This is a genomic window from Pseudomonas sp. W5-01, assembly GCF_046540435.1.
GTDB classification, from domain to species: Bacteria; Pseudomonadota; Gammaproteobacteria; order Pseudomonadales; family Pseudomonadaceae; genus Aquipseudomonas; species Aquipseudomonas graminis_B.
The window spans coordinates 503,346-528,647 of the sequence record NZ_JAXCIP010000005.1; the positions used below are offsets into that span (position 1 = coordinate 503,346).

The 25,302-nt window shown below is 60.3% G+C and carries 24 protein-coding genes and 1 pseudogene; 8 read left to right on the plus strand and 17 right to left on the minus strand.

The features are described from left to right. Window positions 1-10 precede the first annotated feature (10 nt). The gene (locus SLW75_RS19095; protein WP_192130547.1) at window positions 11-1,630 is read left to right on the plus strand and encodes an EAL domain-containing protein; all 1,620 of its coding nucleotides are present in this window, start codon (window positions 11-13) and stop codon (window positions 1,628-1,630) included. Window positions 1,631-1,645: 15 nt separating this feature from the next. Here the strand turns inward: SLW75_RS19095 and SLW75_RS19100 are convergent, their stop codons facing one another. The 3 genes and pseudogenes from SLW75_RS19100 to algB form a co-directional block, all read right to left on the minus strand. Next, entirely contained in the window at window positions 1,646-2,011 is a 366-nt protein-coding gene (locus tag SLW75_RS19100) for a sensor histidine kinase (protein WP_407073261.1), read from the minus strand. 20 nt (window positions 2,012-2,031) lie between these two features. Further along, window positions 2,032-3,433: pseudogene (locus SLW75_RS19105) on the minus strand (KinB sensor domain-containing domain); the annotation flags it as partial. A 10-nt stretch (window positions 3,434-3,443) separates the two neighbouring features. Continuing rightward, window positions 3,444-4,790 carry a sigma-54-dependent response regulator transcription factor AlgB gene (gene algB / locus SLW75_RS19110; RefSeq protein ID WP_065987926.1) on the minus strand — a complete coding sequence of 449 codons (1,347 nt, stop codon included), beginning with the start codon at window positions 4,788-4,790 and terminating at the stop codon, window positions 3,444-3,446. 255 nt (window positions 4,791-5,045) lie between these two features. On the opposite strand from algB, the gene SLW75_RS19115 reads away from it, so the two are divergent. The 6 genes from SLW75_RS19115 to SLW75_RS19140 all read left to right on the plus strand — a co-directional run bounded on the left by SLW75_RS19115 (window position 5,046) and on the right by SLW75_RS19140 (window position 10,546). After that, the gene (locus SLW75_RS19115; protein WP_410935164.1) at window positions 5,046-5,900 is read left to right on the plus strand and encodes a BON domain-containing protein; all 855 of its coding nucleotides are present in this window, start codon (window positions 5,046-5,048) and stop codon (window positions 5,898-5,900) included. Window positions 5,901-6,172: 272 nt separating this feature from the next. Then, a complete protein-coding gene (locus SLW75_RS19120; RefSeq protein WP_410935165.1) occupies window positions 6,173-6,457 on the plus strand; it encodes a hypothetical protein in 285 nt (94 codons plus the stop codon). A gap of 88 nt (window positions 6,458-6,545) precedes the next feature. Further along, the gene (locus tag SLW75_RS19125) at window positions 6,546-6,710 is read left to right on the plus strand and encodes a DUF1328 domain-containing protein (protein ID WP_002555679.1); all 165 of its coding nucleotides are present in this window, start codon (window positions 6,546-6,548) and stop codon (window positions 6,708-6,710) included. A gap of 2 nt (window positions 6,711-6,712) precedes the next feature. Next, window positions 6,713-7,180 carry an inhibitor of vertebrate lysozyme family protein gene (locus SLW75_RS19130; protein ID WP_410935166.1) on the plus strand — a complete coding sequence of 156 codons (468 nt, stop codon included), beginning with the start codon at window positions 6,713-6,715 and terminating at the stop codon, window positions 7,178-7,180. A 698-nt stretch (window positions 7,181-7,878) separates the two neighbouring features. After that, window positions 7,879-9,210: a glutamate/aspartate:proton symporter GltP gene (gene gltP / locus SLW75_RS19135; protein ID WP_065987919.1), complete on the plus strand. Its 1,332-nt coding sequence runs from the start codon at window positions 7,879-7,881 to the stop codon at window positions 9,208-9,210. A gap of 97 nt (window positions 9,211-9,307) precedes the next feature. Further along, window positions 9,308-10,546 (plus strand): nucleoside recognition domain-containing protein, encoded by a 1,239-nt coding sequence (locus SLW75_RS19140; protein ID WP_410935167.1) that lies wholly within the window; start codon window positions 9,308-9,310, stop codon window positions 10,544-10,546. Here SLW75_RS19140 and SLW75_RS19145 read toward each other — a convergent pair. The 9 genes from SLW75_RS19145 to SLW75_RS19185 all read right to left on the minus strand — a co-directional run bounded on the left by SLW75_RS19145 (window position 10,519) and on the right by SLW75_RS19185 (window position 20,851). After that, window positions 10,519-11,157 carry an ABC-type transport auxiliary lipoprotein family protein gene (locus tag SLW75_RS19145; protein ID WP_410935168.1) on the minus strand — a complete coding sequence of 213 codons (639 nt, stop codon included), beginning with the start codon at window positions 11,155-11,157 and terminating at the stop codon, window positions 10,519-10,521. The genes SLW75_RS19140 and SLW75_RS19145 overlap by 28 nt on opposite strands. Next, window positions 11,154-12,092 (minus strand): MlaD family protein, encoded by a 939-nt coding sequence (locus tag SLW75_RS19150; RefSeq protein ID WP_410935190.1) that lies wholly within the window; start codon window positions 12,090-12,092, stop codon window positions 11,154-11,156. The genes SLW75_RS19145 and SLW75_RS19150 overlap by 4 nt, the downstream gene beginning before the upstream one ends. Next, complete coding sequence (locus tag SLW75_RS19155) at window positions 12,092-12,898, minus strand: ABC transporter ATP-binding protein (RefSeq protein ID WP_410935169.1); 807 nt, start codon at window positions 12,896-12,898, stop codon at window positions 12,092-12,094. The genes SLW75_RS19150 and SLW75_RS19155 overlap by 1 nt, the downstream gene beginning before the upstream one ends. Next, the gene (locus SLW75_RS19160; protein ID WP_410935170.1) at window positions 12,895-14,064 is read right to left on the minus strand and encodes an MlaE family lipid ABC transporter permease subunit; all 1,170 of its coding nucleotides are present in this window, start codon (window positions 14,062-14,064) and stop codon (window positions 12,895-12,897) included. Before SLW75_RS19160 ends, SLW75_RS19155 begins: the two co-directional genes overlap by 4 nt. 10 nt (window positions 14,065-14,074) lie before the next feature. Continuing rightward, on the minus strand, window positions 14,075-15,250 hold the full coding sequence (locus SLW75_RS19165; RefSeq protein ID WP_410935171.1) for a DUF5924 family protein: 1,176 nt from the start codon (window positions 15,248-15,250) through the stop codon (window positions 14,075-14,077). Window positions 15,251-15,355: 105 nt separating this feature from the next. Continuing rightward, on the minus strand, window positions 15,356-16,738 hold the full coding sequence (locus SLW75_RS19170; protein ID WP_065987907.1) for a M16 family metallopeptidase: 1,383 nt from the start codon (window positions 16,736-16,738) through the stop codon (window positions 15,356-15,358). 67 nt (window positions 16,739-16,805) lie between these two features. Next, window positions 16,806-18,449, minus strand: a complete 1,644-nt coding sequence (locus SLW75_RS19175) for a Na/Pi cotransporter family protein (protein WP_410935172.1) — start codon at window positions 18,447-18,449, stop codon at window positions 16,806-16,808. 260 nt (window positions 18,450-18,709) lie between these two features. Further along, window positions 18,710-19,477, minus strand: a complete 768-nt coding sequence (locus tag SLW75_RS19180; RefSeq protein WP_065987900.1) for a TerC family protein — start codon at window positions 19,475-19,477, stop codon at window positions 18,710-18,712. A gap of 66 nt (window positions 19,478-19,543) precedes the next feature. Further along, the gene (locus SLW75_RS19185; protein WP_065987898.1) at window positions 19,544-20,851 is read right to left on the minus strand and encodes a CitMHS family transporter; all 1,308 of its coding nucleotides are present in this window, start codon (window positions 20,849-20,851) and stop codon (window positions 19,544-19,546) included. 321 nt (window positions 20,852-21,172) lie between these two features. Between SLW75_RS19185 and SLW75_RS19190 the strand changes: the two genes are divergently transcribed. Next, window positions 21,173-21,574 carry a GFA family protein gene (locus SLW75_RS19190; protein WP_410935173.1) on the plus strand — a complete coding sequence of 134 codons (402 nt, stop codon included), beginning with the start codon at window positions 21,173-21,175 and terminating at the stop codon, window positions 21,572-21,574. Between the two features lie 30 nt (window positions 21,575-21,604). Here the strand turns inward: SLW75_RS19190 and SLW75_RS19195 are convergent, their stop codons facing one another. From SLW75_RS19195 to SLW75_RS19215, 5 genes are all read right to left on the minus strand, one after another. Further along, complete coding sequence (locus tag SLW75_RS19195) at window positions 21,605-23,566, minus strand: DUF4105 domain-containing protein (protein WP_410929784.1); 1,962 nt, start codon at window positions 23,564-23,566, stop codon at window positions 21,605-21,607. Then, window positions 23,563-23,883 (minus strand): DUF2388 domain-containing protein, encoded by a 321-nt coding sequence (locus tag SLW75_RS19200; RefSeq protein ID WP_065987895.1) that lies wholly within the window; start codon window positions 23,881-23,883, stop codon window positions 23,563-23,565. The genes SLW75_RS19195 and SLW75_RS19200 overlap by 4 nt, the downstream gene beginning before the upstream one ends. Before the next feature lie 37 nt (window positions 23,884-23,920). After that, window positions 23,921-24,226: a DUF2388 domain-containing protein gene (locus tag SLW75_RS19205; protein WP_410935174.1), complete on the minus strand. Its 306-nt coding sequence runs from the start codon at window positions 24,224-24,226 to the stop codon at window positions 23,921-23,923. Window positions 24,227-24,342: 116 nt separating this feature from the next. Further along, a complete protein-coding gene (locus SLW75_RS19210) occupies window positions 24,343-24,660 on the minus strand; it encodes a DUF2388 domain-containing protein (RefSeq protein WP_410935191.1) in 318 nt (105 codons plus the stop codon). A 365-nt stretch (window positions 24,661-25,025) separates the two neighbouring features. After that, on the minus strand, window positions 25,026-25,241 hold the full coding sequence (locus tag SLW75_RS19215; RefSeq protein ID WP_093466716.1) for a DUF1127 domain-containing protein: 216 nt from the start codon (window positions 25,239-25,241) through the stop codon (window positions 25,026-25,028). Window positions 25,242-25,302 lie beyond the last annotated feature (61 nt).

Sequence of the window (25,302 nt, forward strand, 5' to 3'; positions counted from 1 at the left end):
ATGACTGTCGATGCTCACGGCGACGCCGCGACTGCGCTCTTTCCTTTATCGTCCCTGGCTTCTGGCATTAATGGCCGCGCTGTTAAGCGCGGCCATCCTGCTGGCGGGCAGCTTCGGGCTGGCGATGCATCAGGCCCGGCAGGACGAACGTGCGCAGATGAATGCTCAGGGCGAGCGCTTTCTGGTGCGGCTGGAGCAGTTGTTTGGCCAGTTGAGGGCCGGGCTCGATCAGCTTGAAGCGCAATCGTTGCGCGGATGCAGCCCTGAGATGATCGGGCAGTTGCGTCAGGTGAACTCGCGCTACCGTTTTATCTACGAAGCGGCGTACGTCAGCGAAAGCCAGTTCTGCTCCAGCTGGACGCGGCAGAGCCTGATTGGCAAGCCCAGGCCACCGGACATTCGCGGCCCTACCTACGACTACTGGCTCAACACCTCCACCCAGCCTGACGACAACCTGGCTTCATTGATGCTTGGGCGCGGGGAGTTTCGTGTGTCCACCTCCCGCGGCCATTTGACTGACGTCGTCGACCTGCCGGCGGGCGGCAGTCTGGTGGTGGTGCTCGATCGCGGGTCCAAAGCAGTCCCGGTCCTGGGCCCCGCTCAGGCATGGCCGCCCACACCGGAATGGTCGCCGACCTCCACCGAAACGCTGATGACCACTCAGGACAAACTCGTCTACCGGATGCCGACCCAGAGCCCGGAGTATCAACTGGTCTTGATAACGCCGCGCAGTGCCTTGCAACAGAAGATCACCGGTGCGTGGTGGCTGCTGGTCCCGGCCAGTCTGTTGATTTCGTTGTTCATCGGCATTCTCGTTCTGCAACTGGTGCGTCAGCGTCAGTCGCTGGGCGGTGAGCTGCATGGAGCACTGCGCCGCGGCGAGCTGAAGGTTTTGTATCAGCCCATTTTCGACCTTAATACCCGGCTGTGCGTGGGCGCTGAGGCCCTGGTGCGCTGGCGTCGACCGGACGGCACGCTGACCAGCCCTGACCTCTTTATCCCGCTGGCGGAAAACACCGGGCAGATCCGCCAGATCACCGACTTCGTGCTTCAGCAGTTGCTTGAACAGCTGGGCCATCTGTTACGCGCCAATCCGCACCTGTACGTATCGGTCAATCTGGCGGCGTGCGACGTCATGGCCCCACGCATCGGTCGGGTGACGGCGAAGCTTCTGGCGTTGCACCGGGTAGCGCCTCGGCAGATCGCGTTTGAAGTCACCGAGCGCGGTTTGGTGGACGTGGTGGTCGCCCGCAACCATCTTCAGGCGCTGCGCGATCGGGGCCATCAGGTGCTGATCGATGATTTCGGCACCGGCTATTGCAGCCTGGCCTATCTGCAGACGTTGCCGGTGGATTGCCTGAAAATCGACAAAGCGTTCATTGACGCCCTCGGTCACGATGCCGCCAGCAGTGGCGTGGCGCCGCACATCATTCGCATGGCCCATGCGCTGCAACTGCGGGTGATCGCCGAAGGCATCGAGTTTGAGTCCCAGGCGATGCTGCTGAAAAGCGAAGGGGTGATTTACGGCCAGGGCTGGCTGTTCGCACGGCCGCTGAGCGCGACCAAGTTCACCGAACTGGTCACCGGGGGCAGGCGCAGCGCCGGGCGTCGTGCGGATGATGTGGCGTAGTCCAGCGAGACCGTATTACAGCGGCAGCGCCATGTAGAACTGCGTGCCCTGCCCCGGTCGGGAGTAGACGCCCATGCGTCCGCCGTGCAACTGAACGATTTCCTTGCACAACGCCAGCCCCAGGCCTGCGCCGCCTTTCTTGCGTCCAACCTGAACGAACGGCTCGAAGATCCGGGCCTGCTGGCCGTAGGCAATGCCCTCGCCGTTGTCTTCCACGCTGATGATCAAGCGCTCGCCATGACGCCTTGCCTGCAGGCGGATCAGGCCGGATTTCGGGGTATGGCGCAGGGCGTTATCAAGCAGATTGTCGAGCACTCGGTCGAGCTGCGCTTTGTCCGCCTGTACCCGTGGCAGCGGCTCTTGGGTTTCCAATAGCACCATGACGTCCTGGTCGTGGGCGGTGTCGGCAAAGCGCTGACGCGCCGATTCGAGCAATTCACTGATATCACAGGGCTCGAGTGCCAGCTTTTGCAGGCCGTTCTGATAGCGCGAGAAGTTGAGCAGGTCGTTGATCAGCTGCATCAGCCGCTGCATTTCTTCGTTAACGGTGTCGAGCAGGTCCTTCTCGCGCGAGTCCGGCGGGAAATGCACGCGTTCCTGAAGCAGGCCGAAGGCCATGTGCATGCCGGTGACGGGCGTGCGCAACTCATGGGAGGCCCGTAGCACGAACTCACTGCGCACGCGCTCGAACGCCCGCTGTTCGGTGACGTCGTGCAGCACCATCACGGCGCCGACGATGTGCCCTTTGGTGTGGCTGACCGGCGTGAGGCTATAGGTGAGCAGACGAACTTCGCCGTCGATCTCGATGGATAGGTCATCGGGCGCCCGTTCCAGCGTGCCACCGCGCAATACCAGGTATAGCTGTTCGTCCAGTTCGGGACGTTGCAGCGCTTCGCCAAGACCCTGGCCCAGACGACTTTCTTCCCAGCCCAGCTGCCGTTGCGCGACGGGGTTCAGGTGTTCAAGCCGCCCCTGGCGGTCGATCATCAGCAAACCGTCGTCGATGCTGTCCAGCACCGCCTGCAGACGCTGCTGACCGGCGAGCAACTCATCGACGTTGGTTTTCTGATGTTGGCGCAGGGCGTCGGCCATCATGCCGAAACGGTGGGTCAGCAGGTTCATTTCGTCAGATGAGGACGTGGGCAGCGTGACGTCGAAATCACCCTGGGCAATCCGGTCCGCCGCCTTGGCCAACTGCTCGATGGGGCCGCCGAAACGCCGGGCGATGCCGTGGGCGGTGACGAAGCCGATAACCAGCACCGCCAGCCCCACCAATCCCAGCAACGCCGAGACCCAGAGCGCTCGCGATCTTGAGGCGCTTTCTGCCTGGCTGATGTTCTCAAGCGCCTGGCGGTGGGCGTCGAGCAGACCATTGCGCAACGTGTTGAACGCCTCGGTCACGGCCTCATCGTCGCGGATCGCGTCACCATGTGCGCTGGACTGCTCGATGGTTTTGACGAAGCGGGCATAGTTCACCCGGGCCGTTTCGAACCCGCTGGGAACGCCGGTTTGCTGATCATGTTCGATGCCCTGATCAAGCAGGTTCTGGAACTGTTCCTGATTGCGCTTGATATCCGCCTGATCAGGGCTTTCCTGAAGCAGCAGGACCAACTGATCGCCCAGGTTCTGTCGCAGCTTCAGGCCGATATCGAGTGTGGTGAAGTTGTGCCGAATCGACGATTCCTGAGATTTGGCCATCTGCATAACGCTGACGAGCCCCAGCACCAACCCTAAGAGGGCGACGGTGATGAGGGCCGAAATACTCAGAAAGAGTCGGGTGCGCAACTTCATCGCAAACATCATCGGCGCCCTGTCACAGGTTGTACTGCTTACGTTTTCGGTACAGCGTCGATGCGTCGATGCCCAGTGTGCGTGCGGCTTGATCCAACGTATCGCTGGTGGCCAGTACCGCGCCGATGTGGGCTTTCTCCAGCTCATCAAGGCTCAACGCTGCGCCGACGCGCGGGGCATTGTTGGCTGGCTGTTCGGCCATGCCGAGGTGGGTGATTTCGACTTTTTCCTGCGGGCAGATAATGCTCGCCCGCTCGATCACGTTGCGCAGCTCGCGGATGTTGCCGGGCCAGCGGTAGTTGAGCAGCGCGCTGCGAGCCTGCTCGCTGAAGCCGCGCGCCGGGCGGCTGTATTCCTTGACGAAGCGCGCCAGGAAGCGGTCTGCCAGCGTCAGGATGTCTTCGCTTCGCTCGCGCAAAGGGGGCAGATTCAGGGTAATCACGTTCAGGCGATACAACAGATCCTCGCGGAAGCGCCCTTCGCGGACCATGTCTTCGAGGTTCAGGTTAGTCGCCGCCAAAATGCGCACGTCAGCGCGACGGGTGACCGGGTCACCGACGCGTTCATATTCTTTGTCTTGAATGAAGCGGAGCAGTTTTGGCTGCAGCGTGAGCGGGAAGTCGCCGATTTCATCAAGGAACAATGTGCCGCCGTCTGCCTGATTCACCCGGCCGAGTGTGCTCTCGCTGGCACCGGTGAAGGCGCCGCGGCTATGGCCGAACAGCTCGCTTTCCATCAGCTCGGCAGTGAGGGATGGGCAGTTGATGGTCACGCAGGCCTTTTTGGCGCGTTTGCTCCAGCCGTGAATCGCCCGGGCCAATTCGCCCTTACCCGTACCGGATTCACCGAGGATAAGGATGTTGGCGTCGGTGTTGGCGACCTGGCGGGCGGTTTCGAGGATCGCCATCATCGACGGGCTGTGGGAATCCAGGCCGTCTTTTGGTTTGCGAACTTCGCCTTCAAGGGCTTCAAGTCGCGCGGACAACTGGCGGACTTCGAGCTGCTTGGCGGTGGCGAGGCGCAGTTGATCCGGACTGCAGGGCTTGACCAGATAATCGGCAGCGCCGGCCTGGATCGCATCCACGGCGGTGTCGACGGCCGAGTGCGCGGTGACAATCACCACGCGCATCCAGGGCGCCTGCACGCGCATTTGCGCCAGAACATCCAGCCCGTTGTCCTCACCCAGACGCAGGTCGAGGAAACATACGTCGAATACCTGACGCTGCAACAGCGATTCTGCCTGCGCCGCGCTGTTGGCGGTGGCTACGCTGTAGCCTTCATCTTCCAGGCAATAACGGAAGGTGCGAAGGATGGCGGACTCATCATCCACGAGCAGAATACGGCCCTGATTCTCAGCGGCTGCTTCCATGTTTCCTACGCTCCTCAATGAATAGTCTGTGTTAGTCCCGGAAACATCGGGCAAGTTGCATGGTTCATTCTGATTGATTCTTTGCGCTGCATGGTAGCGATCTTCTGAAAAAGCCGTCATGCGCTGATCCATGACAGCTCATGTCCCCAGTGGTCGGCACGGATCCTTGTCCAGGCAAAATCAGGCCGCGCCGAACATCTGGGCGAAAGACCAGTCTGTCCAGGGGTACCTTTTTGCAATTGTCTGGAGATTCCCATGCCCACGTTGAAGAAGATCGCCCTGGCCATTACCACTGCCAGCCTGCTCGGACTGACGCCCGTCATCGCCCACGCGGCAGCCGCCGATCTGCAGACCCAGCTGGCCGAGGCGCGCCAGGAGGGTTCGATCTGGACCGCCTTTGCCCTTAACCGGCATTTGAGCCCGTTCAAGATCAGCGTGGACGTGGAACAAGGCACTGCGACCCTCAAGGGAAAGGTCGAGAACCAAGTCGATAAGGATCTGGCGGCGCAGATAGCGGGCGACATTCAGGGAATCAACAAGGTTGATAACCAGCTTGAGATCGACCCGCAGGTCGCTGCCGATCCGGGCACCAAAGCCACCATGGCTCAGCGCTTCGATGACGCGACGCTGACTGCAACCATCAAATCCAAGCTGCTATGGAACAGCGTGACAGAGGCGTTGAATATCGACGTCAGCGCCGCCCAGGGGGTCGTCACCCTCAAGGGCCAGGCGAAAGACGCGGAGGCCAAGCTGTTGGCCGGAAGCCTGGCCACCAACACGGACGGCGTGACGGAGGTGAACAACCTTATCAGCGTCAGCGCGCGGGATACTCAGGCGATCAAGGAGCAAAGCGAGCAGCAGGCCAACAGTGTTCGCGAAGAGTTCAGCGACGCATGGATCACCAGCAAGGTGAAATCCAGTCTTATATATAGCCGCACCCTCGACGGTTTGAACATCAAGGTTGAGACCAAAAACGGTGTAGTGACGCTGGACGGTGTGGTGGCTAACTACGCCGAGAAGGAATTGGCGGTCGAGATCGCGCGCAACATCCGCGGGGTCAAAGGCGTAGACGCCGACACTCTGCGCGTGACAACGCGCAGTGCGGGTTAGAGCGTTGCACGGCGGCCGAACGACGGATGTCAGAACATAATTCGCATCCGGAATGAATTCGGTCGCACACGTGGTGTCGGGACATTCGTGCATTCCGCACGATGGCAAATGTTCAATCGTGCAGCTTGCGTGTACGACACTTCTGAGTAGGCAATTTAACTCATTGATTTATAAGGATTAATTGGTTATCTGAAAGCTGGCACACAGCGTGCAATATCCCTGATAACAACGGCCCGGACAGACGGCCGACAAGATTGCCAGGAGTCAGCTGAATGAACGCTCAACATCTCGCCAACAAACTGCGTATCTCCCCTCTGCATTTGCAGCAAGGTCTGTTTGCCAGTCTGGCGTTGATGATTACGCTCATTGTTGTGCAGCAGTTCAATCACTGGAGTCAGAATCATGAAGTGACTCAGGCGCACTATCCTCACGCCTACACCGTACCCTTTGCCAAGGCAAGTGCGTTGAAGGCCTCGGATGTGGCCCTGAGCATGCAAGTTGATGACGCGGCCGCTACTACTGATGAAGCGCCACGTCAGCAAAGCTGGGTTTTCTGATCCTCCGGGTCGAAGACGCGATCTACCCCGAGGGTCATCCCGACGCCTCGACGTAGCAAAAAATCAATAAACAGTAAGGAGATTCACCATGTTGAGTTGGGCAATCACATTTCTGATCATCGCTATCGTTGCAGCCGTCCTTGGTTTTGGTGGTATTGCAGGTACTGCTACCGGTATTGCCAAGATCCTGTTCGTGGTCTTCCTGGTTATGTTCGTGGTGTCGTTCTTCTTTGGCCGTCGCGGCCGAGGCTGAATATGGGCTTCAAGCATTTCCATGCACTAATACTGGCGCTCCTTGGGAGCGCCAGTATTACAGCTATGGCGGCCAACGACGGTCAATCTCGGGTGAGCGAGCTTTTGAGCTCGGATTCCGAGTACCGCGAAACGTGGTCGAGCGTAGTGAAGAAGGAAGAGCGACTGCCCGATTGGGTGATCAATCTCTCCGGCGCCGCTGAGCAGATGAATGCCGTGACCGAAGACGGCGACAAGTACTTGGTAGGGCCGCTCTGCGAAACCCAGGACACTTGCCGCACCAAGCGACTCATTGTGGCGTTCAGCCTGAACAAGTCCCATGCGTACGCGATGTTGGTCGAAGTGCCTGCGGGACTTCCCGCAGACAAATCACCCACGCGCCATGCGGACTACCGGTTTTTGGGCAAGCCGGATGAAGGCATGCAAGGCCTTCTGAAAGAACAGCTCAAGAAAGATCCGAACTGGTATTGATTCGAATGACGGGAGACCTGTCCCTGACAGACCTTCCTGATAGACGCGCAGCCCGAAGACGGTGCGCGTATGACCAAGGGGCCGGGGCGTTACGATCAACGGAGTGATTGAAGCGTCCTAGGTGTACAAGGAGTACTCCCACGCGTGGGCCGGGTCAGGCAAGCCGCAACACAGGTCCATCGTCCGATACGGTCTTAGCCTCTATCGACCGTGGACTTGTGAGGCGCAAACGATCGCTATTCCCTCCAAAGTCGCCCGCCCTCAAGCGTCCTACATAGCCTCTTCCACGTTTCCTACGACCGTATATCGCCCGGAAATCCCTCTTTTGAACGGCTGTCTGCCGTCCGTGCGCAATCCCTACCCTCGCCACAAAACCGTAAGCGAATCCGCTGCAGGCGACGTATTAGCCACTTCTCAGCATTCCTGTGTCAGGCAAATCCGCCCTCTTTTGGCGCAATGCAGCGTAAGTGATTGATTTTCATCATGCCGATTCGGCATGGGGTAGTCGTTTACGGCATTAGACGATGGCGGTCACCGTGGGAATAGTTGCGCCTTTTTCGCCTGCTCAGAGCTCGGATGCTCGCCTGCGGCCACTCACGAGACAGTCCTGACGGCGACCGCGGCGTCGCGCTTGCTGGCAAGCGCAATGATGAACGTGTGGTTGGGGGATGTCCCGGCATCGACAACAAGGTAATGACATGAAGAAGGCAAAACTGAGCCTCGCCTGGCAGATCCTCATCGGCTTGGTACTCGGCATCGCCATTGGCGCCGTTCTGAACCATTTCAGCACCGAGAAAGCCTGGTGGATCAGCAATGTGCTGCAGCCAGCGGGCGACATCTTTATCCGCCTGATCAAGATGATCGTTATCCCGATTGTGATCTCATCCCTGGTCGTCGGTATCGCAGGCGTTGGCGACGCCAAGAAGCTCGGCCGTATCGGTCTGAAGACCATTCTCTATTTTGAAATCGTCACCACGATTGCCATTGTCGTCGGTCTGCTGCTGGCCAACGTCTTCCATCCCGGCACTGGCATCGACATGAGCACTCTGGGCACGGTGGACATCTCGCAGTACCAGAAGACCACCGCTGAAGTGCAGCATGACCATGCCTTCGTTGCGACGATCCTCAACCTCATTCCGTCGAACATTTTCGCGGCGGTTGCCCGTGGCGACATGCTGCCGATCATCTTCTTCTCGGTGTTCTTCGGGCTGGGTCTGTCGAGCCTGAATGCCGAAGTGCGTGATCCGCTGGTGAAGGTCTTCCAGGGCGTTTCGGAGACCATGTTCAAGGTCACCCACATGATCATGAACTACGCGCCAATCGGCGTATTCGCACTGATCGCCGTGACCGTCGCCAACTTTGGCTTCGCCTCGCTGCTGCCGTTGGCCAAGCTGGTGATTCTGGTGTACGTCGCCATCGCCTTCTTTGCCTTCGTGGTGCTGGGCCTGATTGCGCGCCTGTTCGGCTTCTCGGTGCTCAAGCTGATGCGCATCTTCAAAGACGAACTGGTGCTGGCCTACTCCACCGCCAGCTCCGAAACCGTGCTGCCGCGCGTGATCGAGAAGATGGAGGCGTACGGCGCGCCCAAAGCCATCAGCAGCTTCGTGGTGCCCACCGGCTACTCGTTCAACCTCGACGGTTCGACGCTGTATCAAAGCATCGCAGCGCTGTTCATCGCGCAGCTGTACGGCATTGATCTGTCGATCGGCCAGCAGTTGATGCTCGTCCTGACCCTGATGGTGACCTCCAAAGGCATCGCCGGTGTGCCGGGCGTATCGTTTGTCGTGCTCCTGGCAACCTTGGGTAGCGTGGGCATTCCGCTGGAAGGCCTGGCGTTCATTGCCGGCGTCGACCGCATCATGGACATGGCGCGCACAGCGCTGAACGTGATCGGCAACGCACTGGCTGTGTTGGTGATCTCGCGATGGGAAGGCATGTACGACGACGCCAAAGGCGAGCGCTACTGGAACTCCCTGCCGCACTGGCGTGGCAAGGACCCTCTGCCGGCGGGTCAATCGACGGTCGAGTAATCACTGTCTGGCGTGAATCATCAAACCCTGGCCCCGGCCGGGGTTTGTTGTTTCTGCCCCCGCCGTTATCATCGCCGCATCTTGCGAGGGGATTTGTATGCTGAACGGCCTATGGCTTGGGTTTTTCGTGGTCGCAGCGATATCTGCGCTGGCGCAATGGCTGGTAGGGGGCAATGCCGGCGTTTTTGCCGCCATGGTCGAGAGCATCTTCGCCATGGCCAAGTTGTCGGTGGAAGTCATGGTGCTGTTGTTCGGCACCCTGACCCTGTGGCTGGGCTTTCTCAACATCGCCGAAAAGGCCGGGATCGTCGACTGGCTGGGCAAGGTCCTGGCGCCGCTGTTTCATCGCCTGATGCCCGAAGTGCCGCGCGGCCACCCGGCGCTGGGCCTGATCACCCTCAACTTCGCCGCCAACGCGCTGGGTCTGGACAACGCCGCCACGCCCATCGGCCTCAAGGCCATGCGCTCGCTGCAAGAGCTCAATCCCAGCAAGACCATCGCCAGCAATGCGCAGATCCTCTTTCTGGTGCTCAACGCCTCTTCGCTGACGCTGCTGCCCGTGACCATCTTCATGTACCGCGCTCAGCAAGGCGCTGCTGACCCCACCATGGTGTTCTTGCCCATCCTGCTCGCCACCAGCGCCTCGACGCTGGTCGGCCTGCTGTCAGTGGCGTTCATGCAGCGCCTCAAGTTGTGGGACCCGGTGGTGCTCGCTTACCTGATTCCCGGCGCCTTGCTGCTGGGCGGCTTCATGGCAGTACTGGCCGGGTTGTCCGCTGCTGCGCTGTCGAGCCTGTCATCGGTACTGGGCAATGTGACGCTGTTCGGCATCATCATGCTGTTCCTGGTGATTGGCGCGTTTCGCAAGGTCAAGGTGTACGAGACTTTCGTGGAGGGCGCGAAAGAGGGCTTCGACGTCGCCAAGAACCTGCTGCCTTATTTGGTCGCGATGCTCTGCGCCGTCGGCGTGCTGCGCGCATCGGGCGCGCTGGATTTGATTCTTGAGGGGATTCGTCACGGGATTCAATGGATGGGCATGGACACCCGATTCGTCGATGCGCTGCCAACTGCTCTGGTCAAGCCGTTCTCCGGCAGTGCGGCACGGGCGATGCTGATCGAGACCATGAAAACCCAAGGTGTCGATAGCTTCCCGGCCCTCGTCGCGGCGACCATTCAAGGCAGCACGGAAACCACGTTCTATGTGCTGGCGGTGTATTTCGGCGCCGTGGGCATCCAGCGCGCGCGACACGCAGTGGGCTGCGCGCTGCTGGCGGAATTCGCCGGTGTGGTCGCTGCGATTGCCGTCTGCTATTGGTTCTTCGGCTCGGCGGTGTAACGCCTCTCGCCCTGCTCGACGGTCCACTGCAACACTTGGGCGGCCAGGGTATCGCTGGCCTGGCCGAACGCCGAGACCACCGCCGACACCTGCTTGTCAGCCACCGGCTGATGCACTTCAAAGCGCCGACTCGCCACAATCCGCTGGCGATCGTCGACCAGTCGCGCATCAAGGCGGATCACCACTTCAATGGCGGTTCCCCGATACTCGCTCTGGAACGCCTGCAACTCCCCGCCCAATTCATAATCAGCCTGCAGATTGCTGTCGTCAGTGCTGATCGACTGCACTCGCCCATCGCGATAGAAAGCATCGGTCAGTCGGTTGCGCAACAGGACCGGCGCCGGATCACTCCAGCGCGCGCCCTTGTAGTTGCTGATCACATTGCCCTGGGGGATGACGGCGATGCTCGGGCTGTCCAGTGTCTCGCTGGACTTGGGCCGTACCACCCGCAAGGACCACGCCACGGGGGAGGTCCCTTTGCTGGCAGGCAATGCCGTTGGCAACCGGTAGACGTCTGAAGGCGCTTGCTCGGGGAGGATCGAGCAAGCGCCGAGCGACAGCAGCATTGCCACCAACCACAGCCGAGTAATGGATTGACCGACACGCCTCATGGCTCGAACTCCTTATTCTTCTCGTTGCCCAGCAAGTAGCCGCTCGGGTTGGCATTCAGGCTGCGCGAGATGGTTTTCAATGAGCTGAGGGTCTCACGCAGCTCGCGGATTGCCGGGCCCAGTTCGCCCAGCCCTTGCAGCCCCTCGTTCACCGAATTCTGGTTGTTCTTGAGCAACACATTGATGGCTTTGCTGCTCTGTTCGAGGGACTTCATCGCCTCTTGTGCGCTGGCGATGGTTTGCCTGCCATCGCTGGTCAGCAGCTGGTTGGCGTTGCGCATCAGCGTAGAGGTTTGCTCCAGGGTCTCGCCGGCCTGCTTGCTCAGCAGCGTCATCTGCTTCAAGGCCTGACGAATGTCGTCGCGCTGATCGGAGATCGCTCCAGTGGTTTGCTCCAGATGCTGCAACGTGCGCGACAGCGTCTCCACGTTATTCGAAGAAAACATCGCGTTGGCGTTATGCAGCAATGTGTTGGTGCCGCTGAGCAAGTCGTCGCTGTCGTTCAACAGGCGGGAGATGGGCGACGGCGAGGCGATGATCACTGGCAGGTTGCCGCCCTCGCCTTTCAGCGCCTCGCTTTGCGGTGTGCCGCCGCTGAGCTGGATAAGCGATGTACCGGTGATGCCGGCCAGTGCCAGTTTTGCGTAGGTGTCACGCTTGATCGGGGTTTCCCCGGCAACACGGATCTGCGCCAGCACCCGGCGCGGGTCCTGGGGATCGAGGCGCAACTGCACAACGTCACCGACCTTGATACCGCTGTACTGCACCGGACTGCCGCGAGACAAACCGGTCACCGCCTCGTTGAAGACAACCTGATAGTCCTTGAAGGCCGAGTCGACGCTGGATTTCGCCAGCCACAGACCGAACAGCAGTGCGGCGGCGACCACGATGACCGTGAACAGACCGATCAGAACGTGATGGGCGCGGGTTTCCATCATGAGACCTCGTGTGGGTAAGTGGCCGCTGAATAGGCCGAGCGGCCGCGCGGGCCATGGAAGTATTCGTGAATCCACGGGTCTTTGGTCGCAGACACCCTGTCGATGCTGTCCGCGACCAGTACACGCTTCTGCGCCAGCACGGCGACGCGGTCGGTGATTGTATAAAGCGTGTCGAGGTCGTGGGTGACCATGAACACGCTCAGTCCCAAGGCGTCGCGCAGCGTCAGGATCAACTGGTCAAACGCGCCGGCGCCGATCGGATCGAGCCCGGCAGTGGGTTCGTCCAGAAACAGAATGTCCGGATCCAGTGCCAGTGCTCGCGCCAGCGCCGCGCGCTTGATCATGCCACCGGAGAGCGACGCGGGGTATTTATGAGCCGCTGACAGCGGCAGTCCGGCCAGCGCCATTTTGATCCCGGCCAGATGCTCGGCTTCCTCGCGGCTCAGCCCGGCGTGTTCAATCAGGGGCAGCGCGACGTTCTCGGTGATGGTCAGCGACGAGAACAGCGCGCCTTTCTGGAACAGGACACCGAAACTTCTTTCAACCTGAGAGCGCGCCTTGTCGGACAGATTCAGCAAATCCTGACCCAGCACACGGACGCTTCCTGCGGCAGGCCTTTGCAGCCCGACAATGCTGCGCAGTAACACCGACTTGCCGGCGCCGGAGCCGCCCACCACGCCAAGGATCTCTCCGCGATACAGATCCAGATCGAGGTTCTCGTGCACCACTTGCGGGCCGAAGCGATTGCTCAGGCCGCGAACCTCAATCACCGTCTCGACGGGTTGTACGCAGCGGCGGGTCACCAGCCAATCTCCATGCAGAACATCGCGACCAAGGCGTCCAGCATGATGACCACGAAAATGGACTGGACCACGCTCGATGTCGTGTGAGCCCCGACCGATTCGGCGCTGCCCTCGACCTTGAAGCCTTCCAGGCAGCCAATGGCGGCGATGAAGAACGCAAATATCGGCGCTTTGGCGATACCCACGAGGAAGTGCTGCACGCCGATGTCGGCCTGCATCAACGACAGAAACATCGCCGGCGAGATGCCCAGCGACAACGCGCAGACCACGCCGCCACCGACAATGCCGCAGATCATCGCGAGGAAGGTCAGCATGGGCAGTGAGATCAGCAGCGCGAGCACGCGGGGCAGCACCAGCAGCTCTGTAGGACTCAGCCCCAGGGTTTGCAGCGCATCCAGCTCTTCGTTGGCTTTCATCGAGCCGATCTGCGCGGTGAATGCGCTGGCCGTACGACCGGCGAGCAGGATGGCGGTCAGCAACACGGCGAATTCCCGCAGGAATGAGAAGCCGATCAGGTCAACGGTGAAAATCGTCGCGCCAAAAGCCTTTAGCACCGTGGCGCCGAGAAAGGCCACCACGGCGCCAACCATGAACGTCAGCAGCGCCACAATGGGCGCTGCGTCCAGACCGATTTGCTCGATTTGGGCGATAACGGATGTGGTGCGCCAGCGCCGAGGGCGAAACAGCGTGGAAGCGAAGGTCTGCAGGATGAGCCCGATGAAGCCGAGCAGTTGCAGCGTATCCTTCCAGATCACCTCCACCGCCGCGCCAATTCGCGCCAGCAGTTGCATGCCCACGGCCGCTTCTGGCTCTCGGACGGGCTGGCAGTAGTCAGCCAGTGCGCTCTGGATAGTCTGCATCAGCGCGCGGCTGGACTCTGGCAGATTGGGCGCTTGCACGGCCAGCAAACGCAGGCGCTGCACGCCGAGCAGCTCTACCAGCAACGACGCGCCAGCGGTGTCTAGCGCGCCGAGCTCGTCCATGTCCACGAGGGTGGTTGGGCCGAATCCGGCGCTTAATGCGTCGGTCTGGCGCTTGAGTTCGCGGTAATGCGCGAGCGTCCAGTCTCCGGCGATCCGCAGCTGAGCCGGATTGCTCGAAGTGTCCATCAACACGCGCCCTGGATCCTTGGGCGCAGAGGAAGCCTGCGTGGTCAGTGGGGTCATAGCGACGAGCTTAGTGGGTTTTGGCCGGGGCAGACGTGCTCTCGGCTGGCGCGCTGTCCGCGGGTTTTTTCGCGTCCGAGTCATCCGGAGCTGCAGCGTCGGTGCCTGGCTTCAGGCCTGCCGGCTTAATCTTGTTTCGAGTGACGGCCGGCTGGTCGCGCTCAGTGACGTCAAAGCGCAGCACACCGATCATCTGCCCGTCCTCAATGAGCACCCTCACCTGCCATTTGCCGAGCACGTCTGGCGGGAAATTCTGCTTATGCGTCCAGGCCCGATAGCCTTCCTCACGGCCGCCCTTGATGTCTAGAGCAATACGCTCCACTTCCTCGCCGTTGTGGCGCCACACGTGATAGATCCGCTCGTTCAGGCCGCGCGGGGCGTTGATCGATGTGTAGGCGTAGAGCCCGGCGCTGCGCAGCTGGTTGACGCCGATCTCCTGAATGCTCTCGCCAGGGGTTCGATTCTGGTTATCGAAGCGCGTGCTGATCGCCGCCTCGGTCAGCCAGAGGGTCGCCGGCGGCACCCAGAATCGCGCCATCCAGCCCGCGCCGCCAATTGCCAGCGTCATGGCCACCACGCCGAGGCCGCGCTTCCAGCTGTTGATCGGATAGCCCGATGCCAGGCTCGGGAACGACAGCAGCATCGCAATGCCCAGCGCCAGCTTGTAGCTCTGGGCCGTGGTCAGGTGAACGATGATTGGCAGCGCCGTGAGCAGTGCGGCGAACAGCGTCAGGGTGTGCAGGGCCATGAACAGCCAGCGGCGCGGGGCCAGCCACTTGTAGTACAGCGGGTCGATGATCGAAATCAGTCCTGCAGCCCCGAGCAGCCCCGTGAACGCCAGCTGTCCGCTGTACCACGTGGTCGTCACGAAAAAGAACGGCAGCACGAAAAACAGGCTTTCCTGGTGGATCATCTGGGTGGCGTAGCGCAACAGCGGCTGCGGTATCTCTCGCTTGAACATCTTCGCGAACAGGGCGACGGCGCTGTTTTCCACCATCAGCCAGATCCAGCTCACCAGCAGAATGACCGCAATCCATGTGGCCAGCTTCGCCTGTCGATCCACCAGAATGAAGCTGCCAATGCCTGAACAGAACCCGAAGAACGCAATCAGCCCGGGGTAGCGCTTGATGAATTCCAGCACGCGCTGGACCAGCGAGTGGTGAATGATTGCGTTAATGTCCGGCATCGTGGCGCGTCGCTCTTAGGTATGGGTCTGGATCTGGGTGAATAAAAATAACCAAAATTGGACGGCGCCCACCGCGACGAAATCTTTGAACGCCACGCGCCTCGCTTATAGTGGCCGCTTCTTGTAAACCCGCCACCGCCAGAGAATCAGCAGCGCCACCAGCGCCGTCAGCAGGCATCCGACAGCGTACAGCTCATCGTAGCTGAGCAGTGGCTCCTCAACGCGAAGATACCCGGGTTGCGCCAGCAGTTGACGCATCGCCTGATTGGCCAGATCCAGGCTTACACCACGGGTCCGCCTGGCCGGGTCCTGGAATCGACCATCGTCGTAATCATTCAACGCACCCCAGTAGTAGTCGGCCAGCGCGCTATTGCCCTGAACCGCCCAGGCCTGCCTGGCAATGGATGCCTGCTGCAGCCGCGCAAAGGTCGCCGGGTCCATGCCTTCCTTGCGCAGCCGCTGGAGCATCGAACGCACGGCGGCGGTGGCCGAATCGACGTCTTCGCGGTTCAGGTCGGCGTTGAGGCTGAGAAAACCGGTGTCCCCGAACGCTTCGCGATCAGCCCATGGACCGTAGGAATAACCCTTGTCCAGACGCAGTTCGCTGTACAGCGCCCAGTCCAGATAAGCCTTCACCAGATCCCAGGTTTCATCGTGCTGCTCGCCCATGTCCGGCTCGGGGAACAGCAGATGCAGCTTCGCGCCATCGCCCAACGCGCCGCGGATCAGTGTGCGCTCAGGATCGGCCTTTTCGGTCATCGAGCGGAGCGGCGGATGTTCGGTCGGATCGACCGCATTAAGCTGGCCGAAGGTGCGCTCCAAATACGCCGGCAGCAACTTGTCGAGTTCGCCCACGATGATCAGCGTCATGTTGTTGGAGGCGTACCAGTTGTCGTGGATATGCTCGACTTGCTCCAGCGTGAGGTGATCAACCTCGGCCCGCTCCGGGCATTTGAGGCCAAGCTCCACGGCAAGCTGGCTGCTGGCACCGTGGCCCAGATCGCGTTTGTCCAGCCAGCGTTGCAAATGCGAATAATGGCCACCGTCTTCACGGGCGACGATGCGCTTGGCAGTGTCCAGATTGGCCTGATTGATTTGCGTGTGGGTCAGCAGATTGAGCAGAAGATCGAGCACCTTGCGCTGGTTTTGCGCCGGCGCCTCGATGACAAACGTGGTGTCGGTGTTGCTGGTGAACGCGTTCCACTCGCCGCCCAGTGCCTGCATCTGCTGCTCAAGGCCGCCCTCACCGCTGTTGTCGATCCCGCTGAAAAGCAGATGCTCAAGCAAGTGCGGCAACTCTTTGTCTTCGCATTTGAAGTCATCGAAGCCAATACCCACAACGAGACGAATAGAGACGTGACCTTTGTCCGCAGGCTTTAGCAGCAACTGCAAACCGTTGGGCAGCACGTAGCCCTCGACCTGAAACCGGTCAAGGGCCATGGAAGAAAGGGATGTCAGAACCAGACAAACGAACAGCAGGCAACGCATAAAAACGGGCTTCCTTGCGGGCCGGTATGTGTAACAGACTTCGCAGCGGCCCCTGCGTTCACCACGATTAATCCGCGTTGCCCTCGCTGGACAAGGCGCCTGTGTCAGTGGTTTCAAGGACCGCGTAGGCGCTGCTGCAGAACAGTGAATTCAAGCGTTTCATGTCGGAAATCAGCTCCAGGTGCAGGGAACTGGTCTCGATGCTCTGCACGATCTTGCGTTGCAGCCTGCTGACATGGGCGTGGGCCAGGCGCCGCTCCTGTGCCCTGAAACGACGTTTCTCGCGCAACAACTGGCGCGCGCTTTCCGGGTCGCCGCTGAGGAAGACCGACAGGCCAAGACGCAGATTTGCCATCAGTTGCTCGTGCAGCCCGGACAGTTCTTCCAGGCCGACATCGGAAAACGACCGGCGCTGCGACGTCTTCTGCTGCTGGACCTTGCGCAGCATGCGCTCGATCAGCCCGCTGGCCAGCTCCAGGTTGATCGCCAACTCGATAATCTCGGCCCAGCGGCGATTGTCCTGATCGCTGAGGTCATCGCGTGGCATCTGCGCCAGGTACAACTTGATGGCGTTGTAGAGCACCTCGACATCATCGTTGAGCCGACGCACTTCCTGAGTGACCGCCGTCTGGTTGCCACGCAGCACCTCTTGCATGGCATTGAGCATGCTGTCGATCAGATCGCCCATGCGCAGGGTTTCGCGCACGGCATTGGCCAGCGCCAGGCTCGGCGTGGCGAGTGCGGTCAGGTCCAGATGGCGAGGCTTGGTCTGACCGTTGATCTCGGTCTGCTGCGGCAGAATCGACGCGCACAGGCGCCCCATCGGTCCCACCGTCGGCAGCATGATCAGGCAACGCAGCGAGTTGTAAATCACGTGGAAGCTGATGACCAGGCTCGACGGGCTGACGTTCAGCGTGTCCATCCAGGCCACCAGCGGGGTCAACACCGGAGTGATCAGCAACAGGCCGATCAGCTTGTACAACAGGCTGCCCAGCGCCACTTGCCGGCCGGCCACGTTTTGCATGCTGGTGCTGAGAAATGCCAACAGGCCGCTGCCGATGTTGGCGCCGATCACCAGGCCGATTGCCACCGGCAGGCTGATGATCTCCGCGCCTGCAAGCGTCGCGGTCAGCAGCACCGCCGCAAGGCTTGAATACGAGATCAGCGCGAACATGGCCCCGACCAGTGCGTCCAGCAGAAGGTCGCCCGTCAGTGACGCGAAAAGCACTTTCACCCCGGCGGCCTGGGTAATCGGCGCGGCGGCAGTGACGATCAACTGCAAGGCGAGAATGATCAGGCCCAGCCCGATGCCGACACGGCCCAGTTGGCCCACACGGGTTTGTTTGCGCGACAGAAAGAAGACCACGCCCAGAAAAATGAGCAGTGGCGACAGCCACGACAGGTCGAATGTCAGGATTCGCGACATCACCGCAGTACCGACGTCGGCACCGAGCATAATGGCCAGCGCTGGCGTCAGGCCCATCAAGCCCTGGCCGACAAAGGACGTCACCAGCATCGCAGTGGCGTTACTGCTTTGCACCACGGCGGTGACCAAAATCCCCGCGACAAAGGCCAGCGGGCGTTTGGACATGTTCTGGCCAATGACCCGGCGCAGCTGCGAGCCATAGACGCGCAGAATGCCGGTCCGAACGATGTGTGTGCCCCAGATCAATAGCGCGACGGCGGAAAGCAAATCGAGCAGGGTCAGCATATGGAGAGCCCCCTGTAGGTTGCCCATCGGGCAAAGTTAAAAGGTCCAGCGTGTAGCGAGCGTAAGCGCTTGAGGTGCATCAACAGCGCGCTCAACTAAGCTTTAGTCGGCCTGTGGCCTTAATGCCAGCATGGCACAGCGGATTATTTCTTGAAACAAATCTGTAATAAATCAGGTGTTTGGACGCAGCACCTTCACGCCTTGCCAATAAAAAACGGGGCATTCACAGCCCCGTTGCTTTGACGTCTGTGCGGCGGACGTTATTGACCCGGCACGTCTTTGTGAAGTTTCACCGGGTCCTGCATCTTGCGCTTCTTCGCCATCGACGTGCGCATCTTGATGTTGATCGCTTCGACCGCCAGCGAGAACGCCATGGCGAAGTAGACGTAGCCCTTCGGCACATGCACATCGAACGACTCGGCAATCAGCACGGTACCCACGACGATCAGGAACGACAGTGCCAGCATCTTCAGCGATGGGTGCTTCTCGATGAAGTCGCTGATGACGCCCGCGCACAGCATCATGATCAATACCGCCACGATGATCGCCGCGACCATCACCGGTACATGGGAAACCATGCCGACAGCGGTGATGACCGAATCCAGCGAGAATACGATGTCGATGATTGCAATCTGAAGGATGGTGTACAGGAACATGCCGCCCTTGCCTTTCGGCTCGTCCAGCGACTCTTCCTCGCCTTCCATGCCGTGATAGATCTCCTGCGAGCTCTTCCACAACAGAAACAGACCACCGAAGAACAGGATCAGGTCGCGTCCGGAAATGCCCTGCCCCCATACCACGAACAGGTCGTCGGTGAGGCGCATGACCCAGGTGATCGACAGCAGCAGCAGAATCCGCGTCACCATCGCCAGCGCCAGACCGAAGATACGGGTGCGCGGCTGCATCGCCTTGGGCATGCGGCTGACCAGGATCGAGATCATGATGATGTTGTCGATGCCCAGCACGATTTCCAGGGCAGTCAGCGTGAAGAAAGCAACCCAGATCTCAGGGTTGGTCAGCCATTCCATTACGTATTCCTTTAAGCGTTCGTATTCCCGCTGGCGCGGCGGCGCCAGAGGGAGCGTTGAGTTGCGTTATAGACTGCTGAAGAACGGGAAAATCCCCATCAGCAGCGCAGCGATCAGAATGCACACGCACACCAGCACGGCCCATTTGAGGGTAAAGCGCTGGTGATCACCGAACTCGATGCCCGCCAGCGCCACCAGCAGATACGTCGACGGCACCAGCGGACTCAACAGGTGGACGGGCTGGCCGACGATCGAGGCACGTGCCATTTCCACCGGGCTGATGCCGTAATGCGAAGCAGCTTCGGCGAGGACCGGCAGCACGCCGTAGTAGAACGCATCATTGGACATGAAGAAGGTGAACGGCATGCTGACAACGGCAGTGATCACGGCCAGGTAAGGGCCCATCGCGTCCGGGATCACTGCCAGCAGGCTCTTCGACATCGCGTCGACCATTCCGGTGCCGGACAGGATACCGGTAAAGATCCCCGCAGCAAAAATCAGTCCGACCACCGCCAGCACGCTGCCGGCGTGGGCCGCTACGCGGTCTTTCTGCGCTTGCAGGCACGGGTAGTTGACGATCATGGCGATACTGAATGCGATCATGAACAGCACCGGCAGTGGCAGCAAGCCCATGATCAGCGCGACCATCAATACCAGCGTCAGAGCAGCGTTGAACCAGATCAGCTTGGGACGACGGGCTTCGGGAAACTGCGAAACGCTGATGTCGCTGTGGTCGACTTCGTCACCGGGCAGGTGCAGTTCACCCAGGCGCGCACGCTCGCGTTTGCCGTAGAAGTAGGCGATCACCAGGATTGCCACGACGCCCGCCAGCATTGCCGGAATCATTGGCACGAAGATGTCGGATGGATCGACATGCAGGGCGCTCGCCGCACGCGCGGTCGGGCCGCCCCATGGCGTCATGTTCATCACGCCGCCGGCCAGAATGATCAAGCCGGCCATGATGCGCGGGCTCATGCCCAGACGGCTGTACAGCGGCAACATGGCGGCCACGCAGATCATGTACGTCGTGGCGCCGTCACCGTCCAGCGAGACAACCAGCGCCAGCACCGCCGTACCGACCGACACTTTTACCGGGTCGCCCTTCACCAGCTTGAGGATCTTGCGCACGGCCGGGTCGAACAGCCCGGAGTCGATCATCAGTGCGAAATAAAGGATGGCGAACATCAGCATCACGCCCGTTGGCGCAAGCTTGGTGATGCCCGCAAGCATCATTGGGCCGATTTCCGAGGCGAAGCCTCCGAACAGGGCAAATACGATAGGAACGATGATCAAGGCAATCAGCGCTGACAGGCGCTTGCTCATGATCAGGTACATGAAGGCGACGACCATGGCGAAGCCGAGGAAGGTCAACATAGCAATACTCCAGCGTTACGCGGCGGGGAACAGACGAGACGAATCGATCAGCTCAAAACGAGCGGCGCGTGGAGTCGGGGGTTACGGAGGGGGTACTGCAGGGCACATGCAAGCATCGGGAATCACCTAATTGTTGTTGTAGATGGGCCGGAGAACGTCAAGCGCGTTCGTCCTGGCCGACCGGTCTGTCGCCGGCGGTGAGGTGATGCTAAACGGGGAAGCTTTCAGCCAGCTTTCGCTGCACTCCGCGAGTTGACGATCGGGAATTTGAGTTATCGACCTCGGATGCGGTCAGACCCCTACATAACCTGGAGAATGCTCATGAGTGAATTGCATACCGGTGGATGCCATTGCGGCAATCTGCGTTACCAGCTCGATGGCCCCGTGGATGACGTTGCCCACTGCCACTGTTCGATTTGTCGGCGCACGTCAGGCGGCATCGTGATGACGTGGACCAGCGTGCCGGTCGAAGCCTTCAAATGGCTGGCGGGCAGTCCCACTACTTATTATTCAGGTGCGACGTGTGTGAGGTATTTCTGCAATAACTGTGGGGCGCAGGTCGCACTGTTCAGCCGCAACAGTCCGGAGACCATGGACGTGACCATCGCGACTCTTGATCATCCGGAGCTGACGCCTGCCGATCGACACATATGGACCGACAGCCGCCTGCCCTGGCTGCACCTGGACGAGCATCTGCCGGGTGAGCCCGGGGAAACTCCCTGAATCATTGCGGGCCGTGCAGCTGCGCAACGATCAAGGCAGCTCCAGCCCGCCCGCTGCCTTGTGCAAAGCCCGCAGGTGCTCGCCGACCTGCTTGAGGTTGTCTTCGGTCGCGGCAATCTCGGCGGCGCGGTCGGGATCAAGCAGCGCCCTCACCTCTGTGTCCAGATCGCCGCTGAGCCGTTGCAGCTGTTTCTGCCGCTGGCTGCTCTCGTTTTCCAGACGCTCCCACTCGCCTTCCTGCGGCAGACCGTAGCCGCCGCTGCCGAGCAATTCTGCGGGGCGACTCAAAAATCCGCTGTTGGCCAGAATGTCCTGCAGCGTGCCGGTCGCTTTGGACACGCCGTTGTCCTTCTGCTCCACGGCACTGAGGTATCGCTGCTTGACCTCATCCTGCGCCAGCAATAATTGACGACGCAGCCCGGCCTGCTCCAACAGCAACATTGCAGCGCTGGTGCGCAAATCGGCCTGGGCAAAGTAAGGGCGTCGCTCTTGCGGTGTCAGAGCCAGCCAGTCTTCCACTGTGGTTTGCTTGACGCTGGTGGTCTTGCGCAGCACATCGAACATCGCCTGATAACGGTCGCGGTACGAGTCGAAGCGGTAGCCCATGCGCAGCGCTTTCTTGGGATCGTCCAGCACGCTGGTGTCCGCCAGCCCCCTGCCCTTCAGCACTTCCAGAAGTCCGTTGGGCATGATGCTGTCCAGCCCGACAAGCCGCGGATCGTTAGTGCCACTGCGCAGCAACTTCAGGTTTTCCACCGCGCAGTTATTGGACAGGAACCAGTAATCCCCGTCATAGGCCCAGTGCATCTCCGCAGCGTGCTGAACCAGACCGTTGATCTCTTCACGGGACAGTTTCAGCGGGACCGAGGCCAGGCCGCGCAGTTCGGTCTTGGTGTACTCATCGATCACCTGACCCAGCGGCAGGACAAACAGGCGCGACGGATACTTGCCGGTCAGGCCGCTCCAGCTGGACAGTTGCAGGTCGTTGACAAAAGCGCGATACGACAGCACCAAATGCTGATCAAGGTCGAGTCGGCAGTCGGGGCCACGCGGGCGACCGGGCTTGCAGATCACCAGCCGCAACATGCTATGGCCCCAACGGCTCGCCAGATTCTGGTTGGCCTCGGCCAGCAGGTAATCGACTTCGTACACCCGCTCGGGGTCGAGCTTGCCCAACGGCTGTCGGGCGAAGTCGTTTCCGGCGTTGAGGTAAGGATAGGACGTCGGACATTGATCCTTCGTCGCGGGCGCCCAGTCGAAACGAGCCTTGTAATAGTCGTACAGCGCCGGACGGCGACAGGCGTAGGCGGGATCGAGGAGGAAATACTCCATGTTCACCGCAACGAATTCCAGAGGGCTGCTGATTTCGTAGATGTCCGGGCTGCGCGCGACCTGGCCATTGCGCTCTTCTCTGTCACCGCGGCGGCCGACGTACTGCGGCCATCCCGCCAGGTCCAGAAGGCGCGGATCATCACTCAACGTGAAGCGTCGGTCGGTCTGTCCCCGGCAACTGTCACGCAGGCCGACTTTGCCCACGCTCTTGCCCTGCCGGGTACACGCGACAATCAGCTTGCGGTCTTCAGCGGACCAGAGCTGCGCGTGATCATAAATGTGGGTCAGCTCATGCAGCACCGTGGCGAGCATTTCTTCGCGCACGGTGCCATGAGGACGGTTGGTTCGGGTCGTTGCAGCGCTGCCGTCGGTCAGGCCTGCGAGCAGGTGCTGATTCAGGTCCAGACGGTAAGGGCCGTCTGCACGACCGTAGGCATTGGACGGCATGTCGTCGGTCCAATGCACTTCGACCTTTCTATCAAGCTTGCTGACAAACAGTGGCGGCAGGTGCGCCATGGCTTCGTCGAGCAATGTCTGGCTGGCCTTTTGTTGAGCAGGACTGAGCCCGTCGGTATGCAGCGACAGGCTGAGGTCGGCGAAGGCGCTCGTGCAGATCAGCGAGAGCGCCGACGTCAGCAGCCAGACAGCGAGGTGTTTCACAGTGCGAGGATGGCCTCGGCGAGGTCCTGATCGCTGGCGTTGCGCGCTTCAGGCAAACGATCGCGCAATGTCATGAAGGCTGCGTCGAGCAGTGCGCCATGGATATCACCGTTGCTGGCGACGTAGCTGGCGGCGTCGTCACGGGCTTCAAGCACGAGTTTCCAGTTGCGCACGGATGAGGTGGTGTCGGAGGTGAAATCGATGCTGCGGCCGAGGGCGCGAACGACGATGTTACTGGTGGCCTTCAGGGTTTGCGCCTGTGCCATGTCAGTCAGCAAGAGCAGGCCGAGGGCGGCAGCGATCAACGGGGTACGCATGGAACGTCTCCAAAATACGGAAGTTACAAAAAAGTGACTATTGGACGAGGATTGCCTGCGCCAGTTCAAGGTCGCTTGCATGAAGTTTTGGATGGGATTGACGCAGGTACGCCAGCGCCGATTCCAGTCGTGCTCCTCGCAGTTGGCCGTCACTGGCGACAAACACTGCAGCATCATCCTGGGCGGCAATTATCAACTTGCCATCGAACGGCCCTGTCGTCACCTGGCTGGTGGCGTATCCGGTTTTGACCAGGCTCTGTGTGGTCACGTCAAACGCCAGAACCTGAGTGGAAATACTCAAGGTGGCGATGACAGCAAGCACTGGGCGAGACAACGGATGCATGGCTATTCAGGGCTGTTCGGGGTCTGCGGTATGGGTTGCAAGGCTAGCGCAACACCCGGGCCAGAGCTAGTGCAAAGGCCCGGGCGTGGGCTGGATAAATCTGTCGCGGTACTGAATCAGATGGCAAGAATCGCCTGCGCCAGTTGCGCATCCGACGCTTGCAGGCCCGGTGCAACCTCGCGGATGTGTTGCAAGGCGCCCTGAAGCTTCACGCCACGGATCTCGCCTTCGCTGGCAACGAAGCTTGCAGCGTCGTCGCGGGCGGCCAGGACGATCTTGTCGTCATGAAAGGAGGAGGAAATTTTTGACGTGGCATTGGACGAAGCATCGAGTGCACGGACAATGGTGTCGGTGGTGACCACGAAACTGGAAGCCTGGGCTCCAGTGGAGGCAACGATCAGGAAAGCGGCACTTAACAGACGAACGCGGGACATCATGTAGGCACTCCAAAATAACGGGATTCGAAAACCACTGACGCTTAAATCGGAAGCTCAGCGATAGCTGTCTCGCGAGTGCGTGCTCAAGGTGGCGCAAGATTAGCTTATAAGCGGGCGCGCGAACCATCCCGGCCTTATGCCAGTCGCCGCGATACGGCCCATACCCGCTAAAATCCCACGTAACTATTAGGCTGTATGGGTGTGTTGAAAAGGTTATGGAAACTGTACGGGTTGGGGTTGCTTGGCTATTTCTCCCGGCCTGAAGCGACAAAACCCGTCAGCAGTAACCTGCTGACGGGTTTTGTTTGAACAATTCAGGATGCTGGTGAGAGGCACGTAGCCTGCGACCAGCAGACGCTAGATTAGCGCCAGAACGGCTTGCTCAGCTCTTCGTAACGCTGGGATTCGCTGATACCGGCGTCAGCCAGCAAGCGTGCATCCAGACGAGCCAGCTGATGACGGCTGGACAGGCGACGCTGCCAAAGCATCAGGTTGGCGAACATGCGCAGCGGCAACGAGGCTTGTGCGGTTTTTGCGGTGTCTTCGTAGAACAGTTCGGAACTGACGGTGCGTTCCATGATGCTTCTTCCTTCCGCTTGTGGCGGGATTAGAGAGTGACTTGATTGGTGACAATATTCC

Coding starts and splice junctions, on each gene's coding strand:
- SLW75_RS19095 (WP_192130547.1), top strand. CDS start 11: ATGCTCACGGCGACGCCGCGACTGCGCTCTTTCCTTTATCGTCCCTGG.
- SLW75_RS19100 (WP_407073261.1), bottom strand. CDS start 2,011: ATGGTGCTATTGGAAACCCAAGAGCCGCTGCCACGGGTACAGGCGGAC.
- algB (WP_065987926.1), bottom strand. CDS start 4,790: ATGGAAGCAGCCGCTGAGAATCAGGGCCGTATTCTGCTCGTGGATGAT.
- SLW75_RS19115 (WP_410935164.1), top strand. CDS start 5,046: ATGCCCACGTTGAAGAAGATCGCCCTGGCCATTACCACTGCCAGCCTG.
- SLW75_RS19120 (WP_410935165.1), top strand. CDS start 6,173: ATGAACGCTCAACATCTCGCCAACAAACTGCGTATCTCCCCTCTGCAT.
- SLW75_RS19125 (WP_002555679.1), top strand. CDS start 6,546: ATGTTGAGTTGGGCAATCACATTTCTGATCATCGCTATCGTTGCAGCC.
- SLW75_RS19130 (WP_410935166.1), top strand. CDS start 6,713: ATGGGCTTCAAGCATTTCCATGCACTAATACTGGCGCTCCTTGGGAGC.
- gltP (WP_065987919.1), top strand. CDS start 7,879: ATGAAGAAGGCAAAACTGAGCCTCGCCTGGCAGATCCTCATCGGCTTG.
- SLW75_RS19140 (WP_410935167.1), top strand. CDS start 9,308: ATGCTGAACGGCCTATGGCTTGGGTTTTTCGTGGTCGCAGCGATATCT.
- SLW75_RS19145 (WP_410935168.1), bottom strand. CDS start 11,157: ATGAGGCGTGTCGGTCAATCCATTACTCGGCTGTGGTTGGTGGCAATG.
- SLW75_RS19150 (WP_410935190.1), bottom strand. CDS start 12,092: ATGGAAACCCGCGCCCATCACGTTCTGATCGGTCTGTTCACGGTCATC.
- SLW75_RS19160 (WP_410935170.1), bottom strand. CDS start 14,064: ATGACCCCACTGACCACGCAGGCTTCCTCTGCGCCCAAGGATCCAGGG.
- SLW75_RS19165 (WP_410935171.1), bottom strand. CDS start 15,250: ATGCCGGACATTAACGCAATCATTCACCACTCGCTGGTCCAGCGCGTG.
- SLW75_RS19170 (WP_065987907.1), bottom strand. CDS start 16,738: ATGCGTTGCCTGCTGTTCGTTTGTCTGGTTCTGACATCCCTTTCTTCC.
- SLW75_RS19175 (WP_410935172.1), bottom strand. CDS start 18,449: ATGCTGACCCTGCTCGATTTGCTTTCCGCCGTCGCGCTATTGATCTGG.
- SLW75_RS19180 (WP_065987900.1), bottom strand. CDS start 19,477: ATGGAATGGCTGACCAACCCTGAGATCTGGGTTGCTTTCTTCACGCTG.
- SLW75_RS19185 (WP_065987898.1), bottom strand. CDS start 20,851: ATGTTGACCTTCCTCGGCTTCGCCATGGTCGTCGCCTTCATGTACCTG.
- SLW75_RS19190 (WP_410935173.1), top strand. CDS start 21,173: ATGAGTGAATTGCATACCGGTGGATGCCATTGCGGCAATCTGCGTTAC.
- SLW75_RS19200 (WP_065987895.1), bottom strand. CDS start 23,883: ATGCGTACCCCGTTGATCGCTGCCGCCCTCGGCCTGCTCTTGCTGACT.
- SLW75_RS19205 (WP_410935174.1), bottom strand. CDS start 24,226: ATGCATCCGTTGTCTCGCCCAGTGCTTGCTGTCATCGCCACCTTGAGT.
- SLW75_RS19210 (WP_410935191.1), bottom strand. CDS start 24,660: ATGTCCCGCGTTCGTCTGTTAAGTGCCGCTTTCCTGATCGTTGCCTCC.
- SLW75_RS19215 (WP_093466716.1), bottom strand. CDS start 25,241: ATGGAACGCACCGTCAGTTCCGAACTGTTCTACGAAGACACCGCAAAA.